This window comes from Streptomyces sp. NPDC005722 (genome assembly GCF_040630935.1).
In the GTDB taxonomy this organism is placed as follows: Bacteria; Actinomycetota; Actinomycetes; order Streptomycetales; family Streptomycetaceae; genus Actinacidiphila.
On the sequence record NZ_JBEXYN010000025.1, the window covers coordinates 1 to 17719 of the forward strand.

General features: G+C 72.8%; 14 protein-coding genes. 2 read left to right on the plus strand and 12 right to left on the minus strand.

Features of this window, described 5'->3' with window-relative positions:
• Positions 1–181: 181 nt before the first annotated feature.
• The 6 genes from ABZ479_RS25945 to ABZ479_RS25970 all read right to left on the minus strand — a co-directional run bounded on the left by ABZ479_RS25945 (position 182) and on the right by ABZ479_RS25970 (position 8680).
• The gene (locus ABZ479_RS25945) at positions 182–1120 is read right to left on the minus strand and encodes a helix-turn-helix transcriptional regulator (protein WP_500463779.1); all 939 of its coding nucleotides are present in this window, start codon (positions 1118–1120) and stop codon (positions 182–184) included.
• Positions 1121–1346: 226 nt separating this feature from the next.
• Entirely contained in the window at positions 1347–2780 is a 1434-nt protein-coding gene (locus ABZ479_RS25950) for a dihydrolipoyl dehydrogenase family protein (RefSeq protein WP_500463780.1), read from the minus strand.
• Positions 2781–2963: 183 nt separating this feature from the next.
• Positions 2964–3434, minus strand: coding sequence for a VOC family protein (locus ABZ479_RS25955; RefSeq protein ID WP_500463781.1), 471 nt, complete (start codon positions 3432–3434; stop codon positions 2964–2966).
• Positions 3435–4090: 656 nt separating this feature from the next.
• Positions 4091–5164, minus strand: coding sequence for an iron-siderophore ABC transporter substrate-binding protein (locus tag ABZ479_RS25960; protein WP_500463782.1), 1074 nt, complete (start codon positions 5162–5164; stop codon positions 4091–4093).
• A gap of 58 nt (positions 5165–5222) precedes the next feature.
• The gene (locus ABZ479_RS25965; protein WP_500463783.1) at positions 5223–7001 is read right to left on the minus strand and encodes an ABC transporter ATP-binding protein; all 1779 of its coding nucleotides are present in this window, start codon (positions 6999–7001) and stop codon (positions 5223–5225) included.
• The gene (locus ABZ479_RS25970) at positions 6998–8680 is read right to left on the minus strand and encodes an ABC transporter ATP-binding protein (protein ID WP_500463784.1); all 1683 of its coding nucleotides are present in this window, start codon (positions 8678–8680) and stop codon (positions 6998–7000) included. The genes ABZ479_RS25965 and ABZ479_RS25970 overlap by 4 nt, the downstream gene beginning before the upstream one ends.
• A 218-nt stretch (positions 8681–8898) precedes the next feature.
• Between ABZ479_RS25970 and ABZ479_RS25975 the strand changes: the two genes are divergently transcribed.
• Together ABZ479_RS25975 and ABZ479_RS25980 are read left to right on the plus strand one after the other, a co-directional pair.
• Positions 8899–9342: a MerR family transcriptional regulator gene (locus ABZ479_RS25975; RefSeq protein ID WP_500463785.1), complete on the plus strand. Its 444-nt coding sequence runs from the start codon at positions 8899–8901 to the stop codon at positions 9340–9342.
• Positions 9343–9355: 13 nt separating this feature from the next.
• A complete protein-coding gene (locus ABZ479_RS25980; protein ID WP_500463786.1) occupies positions 9356–10402 on the plus strand; it encodes an SDR family oxidoreductase in 1047 nt (348 codons plus the stop codon).
• 16 nt (positions 10403–10418) lie between these two features.
• Here ABZ479_RS25980 and ABZ479_RS25985 read toward each other — a convergent pair whose 3' ends face one another.
• From ABZ479_RS25985 to ABZ479_RS26010, 6 genes are all read right to left on the minus strand, one after another.
• The gene (locus ABZ479_RS25985) at positions 10419–11003 is read right to left on the minus strand and encodes a hypothetical protein (RefSeq protein WP_500463787.1); all 585 of its coding nucleotides are present in this window, start codon (positions 11001–11003) and stop codon (positions 10419–10421) included.
• A 110-nt stretch (positions 11004–11113) separates the two neighbouring features.
• Positions 11114–12148, minus strand: coding sequence for a LacI family DNA-binding transcriptional regulator (locus ABZ479_RS25990; protein ID WP_500463788.1), 1035 nt, complete (start codon positions 12146–12148; stop codon positions 11114–11116).
• Between the two features lie 169 nt (positions 12149–12317).
• Positions 12318–14048, minus strand: coding sequence for a glycoside hydrolase family 43 protein (locus tag ABZ479_RS25995; protein ID WP_500463789.1), 1731 nt, complete (start codon positions 14046–14048; stop codon positions 12318–12320).
• A 59-nt stretch (positions 14049–14107) separates the two neighbouring features.
• A complete protein-coding gene (locus tag ABZ479_RS26000; protein WP_500463790.1) occupies positions 14108–15052 on the minus strand; it encodes a carbohydrate ABC transporter permease in 945 nt (314 codons plus the stop codon).
• Positions 15053–15080: 28 nt separating this feature from the next.
• Positions 15081–16052, minus strand: coding sequence for a carbohydrate ABC transporter permease (locus tag ABZ479_RS26005; protein ID WP_500463791.1), 972 nt, complete (start codon positions 16050–16052; stop codon positions 15081–15083).
• 56 nt (positions 16053–16108) lie between these two features.
• Positions 16109–17392 carry an ABC transporter substrate-binding protein gene (locus ABZ479_RS26010; RefSeq protein ID WP_500463792.1) on the minus strand — a complete coding sequence of 428 codons (1284 nt, stop codon included), beginning with the start codon at positions 17390–17392 and terminating at the stop codon, positions 16109–16111.
• Positions 17393–17719 lie beyond the last annotated feature (327 nt).

The window sequence follows — 17719 nt, forward strand, 5'->3', positions numbered from 1 at the left end:
TACGGGCACCCCCACGGGCCCCCCCCCCCCCCACCCCGCCCGGTCGGGCCCCGCCCCCCGCCCCCCCCCCCGCCGCGGGGGCCGGCCCGCACCGTGCGGGCCGGCCCCTGCGGCGTCCTGCGGCGTCCTGCGGCGTCCTGCGGACGCGACCACGGGTGTGTGCCACCGGGCACGTCCTGCGTCAGTCCTTCCCGTGGATCTGGAGCTGACGGTCGGACAGCCGTCCGGACCTGCTCGCCGAACCCGCGTGGACCGAGAAGGACGGATCGCGGATCCGACCGGCGAGGATCTGCAGGGATGCGGAGGACGGCGATCCGGGTTCGGGTGCGTTCACGGACAACCACTGGCCCGGGTCGCCGGGGAAGGTGAGGGTCTCGAAGGTCAATGTGATCTCACCGAGTAGGGGGTGCCGGTAGTGCCTGATGCCGTGGGAGAAACCTTCCACGTCATGCGAGGCCCACCATCCACGGAAGTCCTCGTTCCCGGCGGACAACTGATCGATCAGCTCGATCCGTTGTGGATCGTTCGGATGCCGGCCCGCATGCAGGTGCAAACCAGCGACGACCATCTGGGCCGCCTCGTCCCAGTCGGCGAACAATTCGCGCGCCGCGGGATCGAGGAACATGAATTGCGCGAAATTCCGCTCGCACGCCGGCATGGCCTCGAAATCGACGAATACCGCTCGGGCCATCGAATTAAGGGCAAGGACGTCCAGCCTTTCGTCGAATATGATGGCGGGGACATCGCTGAGGAGCGCGAGCAATGCGTGCGCGCCCGGACGTACTCGCCGCGGAACGGCGGGCCGAATCGTCCTGGCCGCCGACCGCGGCCTGGCGAGGTTGAACAGGTGCGCTCGCTCGACGTCGTCCAGGCGCAGAGCCCGGCCCACCGCGTCGAGCACCGACTCCGAGGCGTTGGCCACCCGTCCGCGTTCCAGGCGGATGTAGTAGTCCGCGCTCAATCCGGCCAGGAGCGCGACTTCCTCACGACGTAGTCCCGGAACCCTGCGACCGCCCCGCGGTGTGACCCCGGCCTGCTCGGGGGTCACCCGAGCGCGTCGCGAGCGCAGAAAATCGCTCAGCTCTTTGTTGTCGGCTGAACCAGATGTCGTCACACCCATATGGCGAGGGTAGTCCTGGAGGTGCCGTCCCAGCAAGGCTCGTACAGGAATTGCGTGACGGCTTTAGTGAATTCCGAAAGGTGCCAGGCGGGCCGCCAAATTGGAGCGCGAAGCAAGCGAAAATGGAGTCATTCCGTCATCGGCGGACCGGCGGGTGGGGGTCGCTCACCACCCGATGGAATGTGCCCGCGGTGGCCAGGACCCCCGCAGGCCGGCCGGACGATGATCAGCCCCGGTAGGTTTCCAGTAGCCGCAGCCAGACCTCGCCGAGGGTGGGGAAGGCCGGCACCGCGTGCCAGAGCCGGTCGATCGGCACCTCGCCCGCGACGGCGATGGTGGCCGAGTGCACCAGCTCCCCGACGCCGGGCCCGGCGAAGGTGACGCCCACCACGGTCTGGCGGTCGGTGTCGATGAGCATGCGGGCCCGGCCCCGGTAGTCCTCGCCGTACTGGTGGGCGCCGGCGACGCGGGCGAGGTCGTAGTCGACGACCTCTGTGCGACGCCCGCTCTGTTCGGCCTCGCGGCTGGTCAGGCCTACGGAGGCGATCTCGGGGGTGGTGAAGACGACCTGGGGGACGGCCGCGTGGTCGGCGGTCGCGACGTGCGCGCCCCAGGGGAGGTCGTCGACGGGCTCTCCCTTCGCACGGGCGCCGATGACGGTGCCCGCGATCCGGGCCTGGTACTTGCCCTGATGCGTCATCAGGGCGCGTCGGTTGACGTCGCCGACGGCATAGAGCCAGTCGCCCTCGACGCCGGTGACCCGGAAGGTGTCGTCGACGGTCAGCCAGTCGCCTGGCGTGAGACCGACGGTCTCCAGGCCGACATCGTGGGTCTGCGGGGCGCGGCCGGTCGCCAGCAGTATCTCGTCCGCGGCGAGTTGCCTGCCGTCGGACAGCGTGATCCGGACCTCGCCGTCCTTGCGTACGAGGGAGGTGACGGTGGTGTTGAAGCGGATGTCGACGCCGGCTTCGCGCAGTCCGTCGGTGACCAGTTCGCCGGCGAACGGTTCCATCCGCTCGAGGAGCCCGTCGTCGAGGACGAGCATGGTGACCTCTGAGCCGAGTGCCTGCCAGGCGGTGGCCATCTCGACGGCGACCACACCACCGCCGACGACGACGAGGCGGCCGGGTACCTTGTCGGCGCTGGTGGCCTCACGACTGGTCCAGGGGCGGACGGCATCGAGTCCGGAGATCGGGGGAAGGGCGGCGCGGGTGCCGGTGGAGACGACGACGGCGTGCCGGGCGGTGAGGGCGACGGTTTCGTGCGCAGGGGTCTGCACGGCCACCTGCTTGGGGCCGGTGAGGCGGCCGTGCCCGCGTACGAGGTCGACGGAGACCGAGTTCAGCCAGTCGACCTGGTCCTCGTCCTTCCAGTACGAGGACATCATGTCGCGGTGTGCGAGGACCGCCTCGACGTCGAGTGGGCCGGCCACCGCCGGGTTCAGTCCGGGTATGCGGCGAGCGTCGGCACGTGCCACCACCGGCCGCAGCAGCGCCTTGCTGGGGTCGCAGGCCCAGAACGAGCACTCGCCGCCGAGGAGTTCGCGCTCGATGATCACGGTGCTGAGCCCTGCGGCGCGGGCGCGTTCGGCCACGTTCTCGCCGACCGGGCCCGCGCCGATGACGATCACGTCGTAGGTGCGGGTCGTCTCGTTCGTCACTGCCGTGTTCCTCACTGCTGTGTTCCTCACTGTTGTGTTCGGGGGCAAGGGGTGGGACGGCCCGGCGGTGCTGCCCTCCCGGTGTCTGTGCCGGCGTCGGCCAGGATCGGGAGAACTACCGGACCGGCGGCCGAGAGGCCCGGCACGGCCCGTCGCGGCCCGGGACGTCGGTTCACGGGATCGTCAGCGGCCGGGCAGGCGCTGCGAGACCTCCTGGAGCACCCAGCCGTTGCCGTCCGGGTCGCCGAAGGTGGCGAAGGAGCCGTAGGAGGCGCGCTCGGGGTGCAGGCCGGCCAGCCGCTCCTGGCCGGGGCCGTGGTGGGTGACGTCCCCGCCCTCGTGGCCGTGGAAGAGGCCGCCCGCGTCGTGGAAGATTTCGCTGACCGCGATGCCTCGGCCGACGAGTTCCGCACGGGCCTCCTCGATGTCGGAGACGGTGAGGTACAGGCCCTGGAACGAGCCGGGCGCGAGGGGTGTCATCCCCTCACCGAAGATGATCGAGCACTCGGAGCCTGGCGGCGTGAAGTGGACGACCCGGACGTCCTCGCCGGCCGCGTAGTCGACGTCCAGGCGGAATCCGGCCTTCTCGTAGAAGGCCTTGGCCCGATCCGTGTCGGAGACGGGCAGCACGATCACTTCGAGCTTCAGATGCATGGGGATGTCCTTGGTCCTTGACGGCGGCGTGCCATTCCAGAGAACCAGCCCACAAACCGTCCGGGAGCGGTCCAGCAGGCCTGCCTCGGCCGTGGCCCACTGATCCGGGTACTGGCAGGCCTCCCCAGCCTCATCACCGATCCAGGGGGCGCCGACGTCGGGTGAACGCGGTCCGCGCTCGCCCGGCGCGGAACGGCGAAGAGGCTGTCGACGCGGCCCCGGGACGGCTCCTTCCGAGGGGCGCTGCGGAGCGCGCTCCACGCAGCGATCAGGGACGCGGGCACCCTGTGGTGTGGTCGAAGCGGAGCCGGGCGCCGCCCGGGTTGCCCACACGGAGACGACCGTGCGTGGTTCTGGCGCGCCCGCGCCGTGATTCGGCTCAGTGGAGCCAGGTGGTGACGGCGAAGCCGGCTCGGTCGAGCAGGTGACGTGAGGCAGGGCGGCAGTGGCACCGGCACCGGCACCGGCCGCGGCGCAGCGCCTCGCCGAGGCGGGCCTCAGAGACCTGCGGACATGTGCGGGGGCCACCCGCGACGTCATCGGCGTCCTTCGGGGAAGGAAAAACCGCCGGGCGGTGTGTGCACTGGCACACACCGCCCGGCGGTGGGTTCACGGACCCGAGGTCCACCGGCGCGGAGAGCCGCGCCGGTGGGCACTCAGGACGCGGGCTGCTCCACCTTCGTGGCCGGGTCGCCGTCCACCGCGGCGGCCAGCTGCGGGACGAGGCGGTCCAGGACGTAGGGGATGCTGAGCACGGTCGACAGGGACACCGCGTTGCCGTAGTCGCCGGTCTCCGTGACGAAGACCTCGCGGCCCTCCTTCACGACCTTCAGGTCGGCGTACAGCTTGTCCTTGTGCAGCTTGGTGACGGCCGCCGTGGTGTCGGGCAGGATCCACACGGCGACGCCCTGGTCGAGCAGGTCGGTGCGCTCCTTGCTGATGTTGGCACCGAACTGGTCGCCGATCACCTTGTCCAGGTCGGCGGGGAGCTTCAGCCCGAGGTCGGCCAGCAGGCGCGAACGCGCGTCCTGGCTGCCGTAGACGAAGGTGCCCTCGTACGGGGTGGCCATCACCGCGGTGGAGCCGGCGAAGGCCGGGTTGGCCTTCTTGGCCTCGGCGAACTTAGCCTCGACGCCCTCGACCAGCTTGGTGGCCTCCTCGGGCTTGCCCAGCGCCTTGCCGATCGTCTCGGTCTGCTTCTGCCACGGGATGCCGTAGTCGTTGAACTCCTTGGGCTGGGCCACGACCGGCGCGAACTTCGACAGCGTGTCGTACTGCGCCTTGGTCAGGCCCGAGTACAGGGCGAGGATCAGATCGGGCTTGAGGGCGGCGATCTTCTCGACCTGCGGCCCGGTGCCGGTGTCCTTCAGGACGGTCGGGACCGCGGCGGAACCCAGCTTGTCCTGCGCCCAGGGGCCGACGGCGCCCTTGTAGCCGCCGATCCACTCGGTCGTGCCGACCGGGACGGTGCCGAGCGCGAGGACGGCGTCCTGGTCGGTGAGGCCCACGGTGACCACGCGCTTGGGCTCGGACGTGACGGTCGTGCTGCCGTACTTGTGGGCGATCGTGACGGGGAAGGCGCTGCTCGCCGACGCCTTGGTGGAGCCGGCGCCCGGCTTCGACGCGTCGGAGGAGGAGTCGGAGGAGCCGCAGGCGGCTACCGCGCCGACGAGCACGAGGACGGAGGCGAGCAGTCCGGCGAACCGGGTGGCTCTGTTGGCGCGGGGCATCGGGTGTTCCTTCTGTTCGTTCCGGTTGTGGAAGGGGTTGGTCCGGGCGGTGGCCGGACTACGGCCGGGGGGTGCTGCGGTGCTCCGCCCACGCCCGCCACAGGGCGGCGTACGGCCCCCCTGCGGCGCGCAGTTCGTCATGGGTGCCGCTCTCGGCGACGCGGCCGTCCTCCATCACCACCACACGGTCGGCGGCGGCGGCCTGGCTGAGCCGGTGTGCGACGACCAGGGCCGTACGGCCCTCCACCGCGCGCTCCGCGGCCTCCTCCAGCAGCCCGGCGCCGGAGCTGCCGGCCTCCGCCGTCGCCTCGTCGAGGACGGCGACCGGCGGGTCGGCCAGCACCAGCCGGGCGAGGGCGAGTTGCTGCGAGCGGTCCGGGGTCAGCCGGTGGCCGCCCTCGCCGACGACGGTGTCCAGGCCCTCGGGCAGTGCCTGCGCCCAGCCGAGCGCGCCGACCCGCTCCAGGGCCTCGCGCAGTTCCTCGTCGGTGGCGTCGGGACGGGCCAGCCGCAGGTCGTCCGCGAGCGGGCCGGAGAAGACGTGCACCTCCTGCGTGACCAGCGCGACCGTGCGGCCGGTCGCCGCGGGTCCTGCGCCGCCGACGTCGACCCGGCCCGAGGACGGCTGGTGGATCCCGACGACGATCTTGGCCAGCGTGGTCTTGCCGGCGCCGCTGGCACCGACGAGCGCGACCTTCTCCTTGGGCCGCAGCACCAGGTCCACGTCGCTGAGCACCGGCCGCCCCGGCACGTAGGCGTGGCCCACGCCCTCCACGGTCACGGCCGGGACACCGGGGACGTCCCGCGGCAGCGCCTCCTCCGGGGCGGCGGGCGCCGGCTCGTCGACGACGCCGACCAGCCGGGCCAGGGCGGCGGTGGCGGACTGGGCGTCGTCCAGCAGCACCAGCGCGGTGTTCACCGGGCCGAACAGGCTGTGGAAGTACAGGGCCGCCGCCGTCGCCGTGCCGATCGACGCGGAACCGCCGCGCACCAGCAGGAACCCGGTGACCAGCACGGCCGCCAGCCCGGTGTACTCGGCCACGTGCAGCCGGCTGTAGAAGCGCAGCACCAGCTGCACCCCGCGCAGCGTCAGGTCGACGGCGGCGCGGGAGCGTTCGGTGACCCGCCCGGTGTGCACGTCCTCGGCCCGGTAGGCCCGTACGGTCGCCGCGCCGCCGATCGTGTCGAGCAGCTGCTGCTGCTGGGCGCCGGTGGCGATGCGCTCCTTCGCGTACAGCGGGGTGGCGTTGCGGACGTACCAGCGGGCGGTGTGCGCCTGCACCGGCACCGCGAGCAGCGCCGCCAGCAGGAACCGCCAGTCCAGCACCGCGAGGGCGGCGAGCGTCAGGACGATGGACAGCGCCGACCGCACCAGCTCCGGCAGCGCGGTCCGCACGGCCTCGGCCACCCGGGACACGTCCCGCGTCACCCGGGAGTTGAGGTCCCCGGAGCCGGCCCGCTCCAGCCGCTCCAGCGGCAGCGACAGCGCCCGTTCGACGAAGCGCTCGCGCAGCCCGGCCAGCACGGTCTCACCCAGGCGCGACACCAGCGACATGCCGAAGGCGGTGGTCACGCCCTGTGCCACGGCGACCAGCACCAGCAGCACCACGGGCAGCGTGAGGGCACCGGCCGGCCGCCGGTCGGTCACCAGGTCGACGACGTACCCCAGCAGCGGCTGGGTCAGCAGCCCGACCGTGGTCGCCGCGACCATCACCACGGCTCCGCCCACGGCCAGGGCCCGGTGCGGTCGCAGCAGTTCGCGGACCGCGGCCCGGGTCCGGGCGGGCGTCGCGGTGGGCAGCAGCTCGCGTGCCGCGGGTGCCGTCGCCGTCGTCATGCCAGTACCGCCGTCCGGTAGGTCGGGTCGCCGTGCACGAGGTCGCCGTGCAGGCCGTCGGCGGCCACCCGGCCGCCGTCGAGGAGGACGACGCGGTCGGCCACGGACAGCAGCGCCGGGCTGTTGGTGACCAGGAGCGTGGTGCGGCCGCGGCGGTGCTCGCGCAGTCCGCCGGCGATGCGGGCCTCGGTGACCGCGTCGACCGCTGTCGTGGGGTCGTGGACGACGAGCACGGAGCGGTCGGCGACCAGGGCGCGGGCGAGCGCGACGCGCTGGCGCTGGCCGCCGGAGAGCGAGCGGCCGCCCTCGGTGACCTCGGTCGCGGTGCCCTGCGGGAGGGACCGGGCCACCTCGTCGGCGCCGGCGGCGGCCAGCGCCGGGCCGGTGTCCCCGGTGCCGCCCAGGTTCTCGGCGAGGGTGCCCTCGAAGAGGTCGGCGTCGTGCGCCGCGACGAGGACGGCGGTGCGCAGCAGCGCGGGGTCGAGCTCCGGCAGGGGCACGCCGTCGAGTTCGACGACGCCGGCCTCGGGGTCGGCGGTGCGGCCGAGGCAGGCGAGCAGCGCCTGCGCGGCGGCCGGGTCGGTGGTGGCCACGCCGAGCAGCTCGCCCGGCCGTACGTCGAGTTCGGCCTCGCGCAGGGCGCCGAGGGTGACGCCGCGCAGCCGCAGGCCGCCGAGGACCGGTTCCGGCAGGGCGCGTCCGCCGGGCAGGACGTCGGGCTCCGCGGCGAGCACGGCCGCGATGCGTCCCGCGGAGGCCCGGCCCTGGGCGAACTCGGCGTTGACCCAGGCGAAGACCTCCAGCGGGCCGAGGAGGAAGAGCGCCAGGCCGACCGCCGACACGAGCTGACCCAGCGTGATGTCGCCCGCCGTGGCGAGCCGTCCGCCGATCAGCGCGACCAGTGCGATGAAGACACCGGTGAGGGTGAGCACCACCCCGCTCTGCCACGCCTCGGCGCGCGCCGCCCGCACCGTCGCGCCGAGTGAGGCGCGGCTGGTGCGGCGGTAGCGTTCGACGGCTGCGGCCTGCGCCCCGATGCCCTTGAGCACCCGCAGTCCGGCCACCAGGTCGGCGGCGATCCCGGAGGCGTACGCGGCGCGTTCCTGCTCGGCCTCGCTGCGCCGCTCCAGGGGCTTGCTCAGCAGGTGCCCGAGCCAGAGCAGCACCGGCGTGCCGAGGAGGACGACCAGGCCGAGCGGCACGGAGATGCGCAGCAGCGCCACGGCGCTGACCAGGAGTCCGGTCAGGGCCGAGACCCCGGTCATGACGGCCATGTTGACCGCGCCGACGCGCTTGGCGTCCTCGGTGGCGATGTTCGCCAGCTCGCCGGGCAGGTGGCCGTGTTCGGCGCCGCCGCGGGGGTCCAGGATCCGGCGTACGAGGCCGATCCGCAGGTCGTGCGCGGCCTGTTCGGCGGCGCGTTCGCCGGCGCGGGCGCCGAAGCGGAAGCTGAAGGAGAGTCCCACGTAGACCACGGCGAGCACCGCGAGCCAGCCGGACAACGCCCGTCCGTCGCCGTCGGAGACGGCCCGGTCGATGACGATGCCGATGAGGACGGGGACGAGCGCCTCCCCGAACTGGTGGCCGGCGCCGAGCACGGCGCCCACGGCGACGTCCCTCCGCCGGCTCCTGACCGTCCGTAGCAGCACATCCCGCCCCGACGGCGCCTTCGTTCCCACCCCGCGAACCCTTCCGGTACCCAGCCGACGGCGATCAGCACCCCACGTCTGGAGTTTAGGTAAGGCTACACTAAGTCGCCTTCGGGGGTAGGCCCCCCGCACACACCCCGGGACCGCGACCCGCGACGCGCCGGAGCCGGGGCGAAGTGACCCCGGGCACGTCCGCACCCCACGCTTGACCTCAAGCGCTTGAGGTTCCGGAGACTGAGGACGTGGCAATGACGGAAGCCCCGCCGGTGTCGATCCAGGAGGTGTCGCGACGCAGCGGCCTCTCGGAGCCGACACTGCGCTACTACGAGAAGATCGGCCTCATCGGACCCGTGCCCCGCGACGAGAGCAGCGGCCACCGCCGCTACGGCGCTCGCGCGGTGGAGCGGATCGAGGCCCTGAGCTGCCTGAAGGCGACCGGGATGAGCGTGCACGACATGCGCGCCTACCTGCGGCACCTCGACGCCGAGGCGGACGCCGACCGGGCCGTGCGGCTGCGCGAGTTGTTCCGGCGCAACGCCGAACGGGCGGCGGACGAACTCGGCAGGATGCGGGTCCGCCTGCGGTACCTGCAGCTCAAGACCGACCTGTGGGACGCGCGGGAGCGGGGCGACGACGAGGCGGAGCAGCGTGCCGTGGACGAACTCACGCGCACGGTGCCCGAACTGAGATAGGGAAGAGAGCACCATGCACGACCTGACCCCCGGCTCCGCACCCGTCCTCGTGACGGGAGGCAGCGGCTACCTCGGCTCGCACGTCGTCGACGCGCTGCTGAAGGCCGGCCACCGCGTACGCACCACCGTCCGGTCGGCCGACCGCGCGGACGGCGTCCGCGCGACGGCCGCCCGGGCGGGCGCCGACCCCGGCGGACGGCTGGAGGTCGTCCGGGCCGACCTGGCCTCGGACGACGGCTGGGACGAGGCGGTGAAGGGCAGCGCGTACGTCCTGCACGTCGCCTCGCCGTTCCCGGCCCGGCAGCCCCGCGACGAGGACGAGGTCGTCGTCCCGGCCCGGGACGGCGCGCTGCGCGTCCTGCGGGCGGCGCGGGACCACGGCGTCCGCCGCGTGGTCCTGACCTCGTCCTTCGCCGCCGTCGGCTACAGCCGCGGCAGCGACGGCGGCGCCTACGACGAGAGCGACTGGACCGACCCCGCGGACGACCTCGCCCCCTACGTCAAGTCCAAGGCCGTCGCCGAGCGCGCCGCCTGGGACTTCGTCGCGGCCGAGGGGGAGGGGCTCGAACTGTCCGTCATCAATCCGCCGGGGATCTTCGGCCCCGTGCTGGGCCGGCAGATCTCCACCTCGGTGGCGCTGGTCAAGGCGATGCTGGAGGGAGCCCTCCCGGTGGTGCTGCCGCAGTGGTTCGACCTGGCCGACGTGCGCGACGTGGCGCGGGCCCATCTGCGGGCCATGACGGAACCGGCCGCCGCGGGCGAGCGGTTCCTGGTCGGCAGCGGCACGCCGACGAGTTTCCTCGGGATGGCCCGCGTCCTGGCGGAAGGGCTGGGCGAGCGCGCCGCGAAGGTGCCGGCCCGGGAGTTGAGCGCCGAGGAGGTGCGGGCGGGCGCGCGGACCGACCCGGCGCTGCGGGAGGCGGCGAGCCGCCTGGGTGAGATGCCGGTGCTGCGCACGGACAAGGCGCGCGCGGTGCTGGGCTGGGCGCCGCGCCCGGTGCGCACGACCGTCCTCGAGACCGCCGAGAGCCTGTTCCGGCTGGGGCTGGTCGGGGTCTGACGCTCCGCGCGGGCCGTTACGTCGGCCAGTCGTACGCGAGGGTGAAGTTGACCACCACGGCGAAGGTCAGGTACAGCAGCCAGGCGGCGGTCAGCAGGCGGAACAGCCCCATCACGCGTTCGGCGAGCGGCACCCCGAGGGACATCGCGAACTTGCTGAGGTAGACGGCGAAGAGGCCGACGAAGACCAGGCCCACGGGCCAGTCGTGGACGGCGAAGAACACCGTCGCGCCGAGGGCCGACAGGACCATGTAGGCCACGCCGACACCGGCGTTGACGCGTGCGTCGTTGCCGCGGTAGCGGTCCCAGCCGAGCGCGAACCAGTGGATGCCGTACGCAGTGAAGGCCAGGGCCGCCATGTAGAGCGGCGGTTCCTTGAAGACCTCGAACCAGGTGAGGCCCACGAAGAGGATGACGCCGGCCAGGAGCTGGCACAGCCCCGGCAGCCAGATGCCCCAGACGCCCATCGCCCGGTCGACCCGCTCGTCCCTCTTGGGCCAGCCGAACAGTTCCTGGGAGCCCCAGATCAGGTAGCCGGTCGCCAGACCGAAGAAGCCGAGTGCGAGCGGTGGGTACACCGAAGGTTCAAACATCACGTCCATTAGTCCAGTATTCACCCAAATGGGTTATATTGCACATTTCGCCCATGGGGTCTGACCTGCGGATTCCGGAAGGAGGCGGTCGCGTACCGGACCCGCCGCGTCACCGGGAGTCACCGTCCGTCGCGGGGCGCCGCCGTGCTGTCCCGGACGACCAGCTGTGTCGCGAGCTCCACCCGCGGCAGGTCGACCTCCTCGCCGTCGACCAGCCGCAGCAGGGTCCGCGCCGCCATCGCGGCCATGGCCTGCAGCGGCTGTCGGACGGTGGTGAGGGCCGGGGCCGTCCACCGGGTGACCGGCACGTCGTCGAAGCCGACGACGCTGATGTCGCCGGGGACGTGCAGTCCGCGCTCGCGCAGCGCGGTGTAGGCGCCGAACGCCTGGAGGTCGCTGGCGGCGAAGAGCGCGGTCGGCGAGGGGCGGCCGGACCGTTCCGCCTCCTCCAGCAGGGCCGTTGTCTGCGCGTAGCCCGAGGAGTCGTTGAACTCCCCGTGCCGCACCGCCTCCTGCGGCACGTCCAGGCCGGCCGCCTCCATGGCGGCGCGGAACCCGTCGGCGCGGGCGCGGCTGCACAGCAGCTGCCGCGGCCCGGCGAGGTGCGCGATGCGGCGGTGGCCGAGCCCGATGAGGTGCTCGGTCGCGGCGACGGCCCCGGCCCAGTTGGTGGCACCGATCGTCGGGACACCGGCCTCGACGGTCCCGACCGGGTCGACGAGGACGAAGGGGACGCCCAGCGAGGTCAGTTTGGTGCGCTGCCGGAGGTTGAGGTCCGAGACGACCAGGATGGCGCCGTCGGAGCGGCGGGTGGTCAGCTGCTCCAGCCAGGCGCTGGTCGCGGCGCCGCTGCCATGGGCCGCGGACAGCACCATGCTGACGCCCGCGGCGCGCAGCGTCTCCTCGGCACCCCGGATGATCTCGATGGACCACAGGCTGTCGAGTTCGTTGAGGACGAGGTCGACGATGCCGCCCCGGCGGCGGGCCCCGCGCCGCTGGTAGTGACGGCGCGCCATGATCTGCTGGATGCGCTCGCGGGTGGCGGCGGAGACGTCGCTGCGGCCGTTGAGGACCTTGGAGACGGTCGCGGTGGAGACCCCGGCCTCGGCGGCGATGGCACCGATCGTCACCTTGGATCCCGGCTGTGTGCTCATGCGCCGTCCGTTCCCCTCGTCCTGTCCGTCGCCACGGTGCCCGCGGCGGCTGCCCGGGCCACCCTGACGGCCCGGCTCACCCGGCCCGCCCCGGCGTTCCGCGGTAGCCTACGGCCGGGCTCCCGCGGCCCGGCCGGTCGTCCACCGCCCCGCGGCGGGCCGAGTGCGGTCACGGCGCGCCGCCGTCCGTACCCGGCTGGGGATCGCCCTCGTACTCCAGCCCCGTGAAGTCCGCGCCCAGGCCGCCGCCGGTCAGGTCCTGCGCGCACACGCCCACGAAGGCGCCGGTGAAGCCCCAGCTGCTGAAGTGCCCGTCGGCGTCGCCGACCGTGGCGTACTCGTCGGAGAGCCGGCCCGCGTCGAGGGGCGGACCGAGCGGCCGCCAGATCCCCGAGGCCCCGTCCCGCCAGGCGAAGCGCGCCTGCGCGCCCCGGCCGGTGAGCCGCAGCCGCAACGGCCCCTCGCCGGGCACCGGAACGGGCCCGGCCGGCTCGGAGTAGCGGCCGTGGTCGCACACCGCCAGGCGCAGCGCACGGCCGTGGCCGGCGTCGGCGGTGAGGTGGGCGTAGTGCCACAGCCCGGTGTTGTAGAAGTGGACGACGCCGGCCATCTGCCGGGCCGAGTCCGGAGCGAAGGACACGGTGGCCTCGAAGCGGAACCCGGTGTGCTGCTGGCGCCGGGCGACGAGGCTCTGCCGGTGCCGCGAGGACAGCGACTCGCCGCCGCGCAGCCGCAGCCCGCCGGAACCGTCCGCGGGGGACAGCCACGACGGGTCGGGGTAGCGGCGCAGGGTCATCCACTCCGTGCCCGGGAAGCCCCCGTACGGCGCGGGCCCCGGCCCCGCGGCGGCGTGCACAGGGTCCGTAGCCGGGGCATGGTCCGGGGCGGGGGCCGGGGGAGCCGGTACGTGCCGTGCCGGGCGGCCGGGCCCGGCGTCGCCGGTGACGCGCGGCCAGCCGTCCGCCGTCCAGTGCACGCGCTGCAGGGCGGTCTCGCGGCCCAGGACGCAGGCGCCGCGCGGGCTCAGCGGCCGGGCCGTCAGATGCGCCAGGTACCAGTCGCCGCCGGGGGTCTCCACGAGGCTGCCGTGGCCGGCCTTCTGGAGCGCGAGCCGGTCGTCGCCGGAGGAGGTGAGCAACGGCCCGGCCGGGTCGGGCGCGTAGGGCCCGGTGACCTCGCGGGAGCGGGCGACGGTGACGGCGTGCTCCCAGGAGGTGCCGCCCTCGGCGGTGACGAGGTAGTACCAGCCGTCGCGCCGGTACAGGTGCGGGCCCTCCGTCCGGCCGAGCGCGGTCCCGGTGAAGACGCGGTGCACCGGCCCGCGCAGCCGGCGCCCGGCGCGGTCCCACTCCTGGAGGAGGATGCCGGCGAACGGGTCGTTGCCCGGCCGGTGGTCCCACTCCAGCCAGAGCAGCCAGCTGCGGCCGTCGCCGTCCGGGCCGGTGTCGTGGAAGAGGGACGGGTCGAAGCCGTGCCCCGCGACCGGCACCGGGTCGGACCACGGGCCGGTCGGCGAGGGCGCGGTGACCACGAGGTTGTGCACGTCCTTGTAGGCGCCCGTCAGGCTCTTCACGTCGGAGTAGACCAGGTGGAACAGCCCGTCGGCGTGGGAGAGGCAGGGCGCCCACACGCCTCCGGAGTCGGGCACGCCCGTCAGGTCCAGCAGCCGTTCCTCCGTCAGGGCCCCGCCCAGCGGCTCCCAGTGCACGAGGTCGCGGGAGTGGTGGAGGGTCACTCCCGGCAGCCATTCGAAGGTGGAGGTGGCGAGGTAGTAGTCCGCGCCGACCCGCAGCAGGGAGGGGTCGGGGTGGAAACCGGTGAGCACGGGGTTGCGGATCACCGCGCGGCGGTCGTCGGGGGCCGGGGCGGGACGCCCGGTCGCGGGTACGGCGGCAGTCATGCGGTTCCTCGGGACTCGGTGGTGCGCGGGTACGGGGAGCAGGGGCGGCGTCCGCGGGCTCAACCCTTGACGGCGCCGTCCATGACGCCGGAGACGATGCGGCGGGCCAGCACGGCGAAGAGCGCCAGGACCGGCAGGACGGAGACCACGACCCCGGCGAGCATGAGGGTGTAGTCGGTGTAGTAGCCGGCCGCGAGCTGGTTGAGGGCGATCTGCACGGTGCCGTTCTCCGGGGGCAGGGCGATCAGCGGCCAGAAGTAGTCGTTCCAGGCGAACATGAACGTGAACATCCCGAGCACCGCAGCGGTGGAGCGCACACCGGGCCAGGCGACGTGCACGAAGGTGCGCAGGTGCCCGGCACCGTCGACGCGGGCGCTCTCGATCAGCTCGTCGGGGATGTTCTCCTCCATCGCCTGCCGCATCCAGAACACGCCCACCGCGGAGACCAGTGCGGGCACGATCAGCGAGCTGAGCGTGCCGTACAGCCCCATGTCGGTGACGAGCAGGTACAGCGGGATGATGCCGAGCTGGGTCGGCACCATCACGGTGCCGACCACCACCACGAGCAGCGCGTCGCGGCCCGGGAAGCGGAGCTTGGCGAAGGCATAGCCGGCCAGGGAGGACAGCAGCACGTTGCTGACGGCCGTGGCCCCGGCGACGGTGAAGGAGTTCCCGAGCGCCTTCCAGAAGTCGACGGTGTCGAAGACCCGCCGGATGTTGGCGACCAGGTGCCCGCCGGGCACGAGGGACGGTGTGGAGCCGCCCAGGACGGAGTTGTCGCCGTGCGAGGCGACGACGAACGTCCAGTAGAGCGGGAAGACGGAGGCGAGGACGACCGCGGCGAGCAGCGTGCAGGCCAGGGGACCGGCGCTGTCGTGGCGCCGCGGGCCGGAGCCGGGCCGTCGGCGCGGGCGCGGGCGCGGGTGCGCGGGCGGGCCGCCGGAACCGGGGAGGGCGGTACGGGCGTCCGGGCGGGACGCGGGGGTGGTGAGGGACGGGGCCATGGACGGATCTCCTCTCGGGGTCCGGCGGTCAGCGGCCGGAGCCGCCCAGACGGCGGGTGACCAGGAAGTTGAGGGCGGCGACGGCGGCGATGACGAGGAAGAGCACCCAGGAGATCGCGGAGGCGTAGCCCGCGTCGTTGTTGATGAAGCCGTACTTGTAGAGCATCAGCGTGAGCGTCTGGAACTGGTGCTCGGTGCCGCCCTCGGCGTTGGCCTGCGGGTCGAACAGGAAGGGCTCGGCGAAGAGCTGGAGACCGCCGATGGTGGAGATGACCACGGTGAACAGCACGGTCGGCCGGATCGCCGGCAGGGTGATGCGGCGGAAGGTGAGCATGCGTCCGGCGCCGTCGACCATGGCCGACTCGTACAGCTCACGCGGCACGGCCTGCATGGCGGCCAGGTAGATCAGGGCGTTGTAGCCGGTCCAGCGCCACATCACCATGAAGCTGATCGCCAGGTGCGAACTCCACGTGTCGGCCGTCCAGTCGACGGGCTCGGAGATCAGGCCCAGGTGCTGCAGGCCCCAGTTGACCACGCCGAAGTCGCGGCCGAAGAGCTGGGAGAAGACCAGCGCCACGGCCACCACCGAGACGTACTGCGGGACGAGGACCAGCGCCCGCCAGGTGGTGCGGGCCCGCAGCCGGCGGTCCAGCAGCCAGGCCACCGCGAGGGCGAGGAGCAGCTGCGGGACCGTCGACAGCAGGAAGATGCTGAAGGTGTTGAAGGTGGCGGTGTAGAAGTCGGGATCGGCGAACAGGTCGCGGAAGTTGTCCAGTCCGGCGAAGCCGCCGTCGCCGGTCAGCCGGTCCCAGCGGTGCAGCGACACCCAGAAGGTGTACAGCAGCGGGTACAGGCCGAAGATCCCGAAGACCAGGAAGAACGGGGCGACGAAGCCGTAGGGGACGAGGCGGCCGCCGCGGCGCGGCCGGGTCCCGCGGCGAGGGGAAGTGCCCGGCGTACGGGTGGGAGCGCGCCCGGCACCGGCGGCGTCGACCGCCATGGTGACCTCCTTGCTGGGTGGGGTACGGAACGGGGGTGGTGGGGTCGTGCCGCGTCTCAGTGCGCGAGGTTCTTCGCGGCGTCGGCGAGGGCCTTGGCCCACGCCTCGTCCGGTGCGGCCTTGCGCTGCTCGACCAGCTGCAGGGCGTTGGCGAAGGGCACGCGCACCTGCTGGTCCTTGCTGCCGCGGAAGCTGGGCCGGAGGTCCTTGGCGGAGGCGGCGAAGATCTTCCCGGTGGGTGCGTCGTTGAAGTACGCCTTGCGGGTGCCCTGCACGGCGGGGTCGGCCAGCGCTCCGGTGAGCGAGGGCAGTGAACCGGTGGGCCCCTGGAAGATCTTCTTCTCCGAGTCGGCGGAGGTGAGGAAGGCCGCCAGCTCGGCCGCCTCCTTCACGTGCTTGCCCTGCTTGGGCACGGTGAGGAACGAACCGCCCCAGTTGCCGCCGCCCCCGGGCACGGAGGCGATGTCCCACTTGCCCTCGGCCTCCTTGCCGGCCGCGGTCTGGATCAGCCCGGTCATCCAGGCGGGGCAGGTGATGGTGGCCATCCGCCCCTGCTTGATGCCGGCGTTCCACTGCTGGCTGAACGGCACCAGGTTCGCCGACTGGCCCGCGGCGGCCGCCTTGGAGGCGGCGGAGAAGAAGGTCCGCACGTCCGGGTTGGTGTCGGCGACGTAGGAGTCGGAGGTGTCGAAGAAGCCGACCTCGGTCTGGTTCATCATCGCGCTGAACACGTTGCCCGCGGAGTCGAACCACGCGTGGTCCTTCACCTTCGCCGTGAAGGTGTCGCCGGTCCTGAAGTAGTCGTCCCAGGTGGGCCACAGCCTGCCCACCTCGTCGCGGTCGGTCGGCAGCCCGGCCCGCGCGAACAGGTCGCGGCGGTAGCAGATGGCCAGCCCGCCGACGTCGGTGCCGTAGCCCATCACGAAGCGGCCGTCGTCGGCGGTGGCCTGCGCCCACTTGTACGGCAGGTACTCGTTCTCGCGCGTGAGCGCCCCGTAGTCGGCGAGGTTGGCGAACTTCTCCTTCACCTCGCGGAACTTGGGCATGTAGCCCTCCTCGACGGCGACCACGTCGGCCGCGCCGCTGCCGGAGGAGAGCTGCGTGGAGAGGCTGTTGTGGTGCTGGTCGAGTTGGGAGACACGCTCCTGGACCCTGATGCCGGGGTGGGTCTTCTCGTACTGCGCGATCAGCGGCTTGTAGCCGAAGTCGCTGAAGGTGGCGACGGTGAGCGTGATCTCGCCGGCGGTGCCGGTGGACCCGGACGAGCAGCCCGCCAGCGCGAGGAGCGTGGTCAGGCCGAGCGCTACGGCGAGCGATCTGCGGATGTGCGAGGAGCCCATGCGGACCTCCAGGGGGCATGCGGAAGGGGCGGGTTGACGGCGTGGGGGAGGGGCCGGCGCGGCGTCCGGCGATGACGACCGATGGACGGTGCGGCCCGCACAAACTCCCGCCGCGCGAAACTTCTTGTCAATGGTTACGTAGAAGTTTCGGGAATCCGCGATGACGCCGTGACCTGCGACTGCCGTGCGTCGCACCCCTGTTGAGGTGCCGCTCCGGCGTCCCCGCCGTCGGCGAAGTTTCGCTCCCGCGATGCGGACCTGCGCATTTCTTCGAAACTTACGCGAATGATTGACGGGGAAGTTACGGCTCTCCACCATGCCGTCCGA

Excerpts from the sequence above, each read along its gene's own strand:
- ABZ479_RS25980 (WP_500463786.1), top strand. The coding sequence starts at position 9,356 with ATGCACGACCTGACCCCCGGCTCCGCACCCGTCCTCGTGACGGGAGGC.
- ABZ479_RS25990 (WP_500463788.1), bottom strand. The coding sequence starts at position 12,148 with ATGAGCACACAGCCGGGATCCAAGGTGACGATCGGTGCCATCGCCGCC.
- ABZ479_RS25955 (WP_500463781.1), bottom strand. The coding sequence starts at position 3,434 with ATGCATCTGAAGCTCGAAGTGATCGTGCTGCCCGTCTCCGACACGGAT.
- ABZ479_RS25945 (WP_500463779.1), bottom strand. The coding sequence starts at position 1,120 with ATGGGTGTGACGACATCTGGTTCAGCCGACAACAAAGAGCTGAGCGAT.
- ABZ479_RS25960 (WP_500463782.1), bottom strand. The coding sequence starts at position 5,164 with ATGCCCCGCGCCAACAGAGCCACCCGGTTCGCCGGACTGCTCGCCTCC.
- ABZ479_RS25995 (WP_500463789.1), bottom strand. The coding sequence starts at position 14,048 with ATGACTGCCGCCGTACCCGCGACCGGGCGTCCCGCCCCGGCCCCCGAC.
- ABZ479_RS26010 (WP_500463792.1), bottom strand. The coding sequence starts at position 17,392 with ATGGGCTCCTCGCACATCCGCAGATCGCTCGCCGTAGCGCTCGGCCTG.
- ABZ479_RS25965 (WP_500463783.1), bottom strand. The coding sequence starts at position 7,001 with ATGACGACGGCGACGGCACCCGCGGCACGCGAGCTGCTGCCCACCGCG.
- ABZ479_RS26000 (WP_500463790.1), bottom strand. The coding sequence starts at position 15,052 with ATGGCCCCGTCCCTCACCACCCCCGCGTCCCGCCCGGACGCCCGTACC.
- ABZ479_RS25975 (WP_500463785.1), top strand. The coding sequence starts at position 8,899 with ATGACGGAAGCCCCGCCGGTGTCGATCCAGGAGGTGTCGCGACGCAGC.
- ABZ479_RS26005 (WP_500463791.1), bottom strand. The coding sequence starts at position 16,052 with ATGGCGGTCGACGCCGCCGGTGCCGGGCGCGCTCCCACCCGTACGCCG.
- ABZ479_RS25985 (WP_500463787.1), bottom strand. The coding sequence starts at position 11,003 with ATGGACGTGATGTTTGAACCTTCGGTGTACCCACCGCTCGCACTCGGC.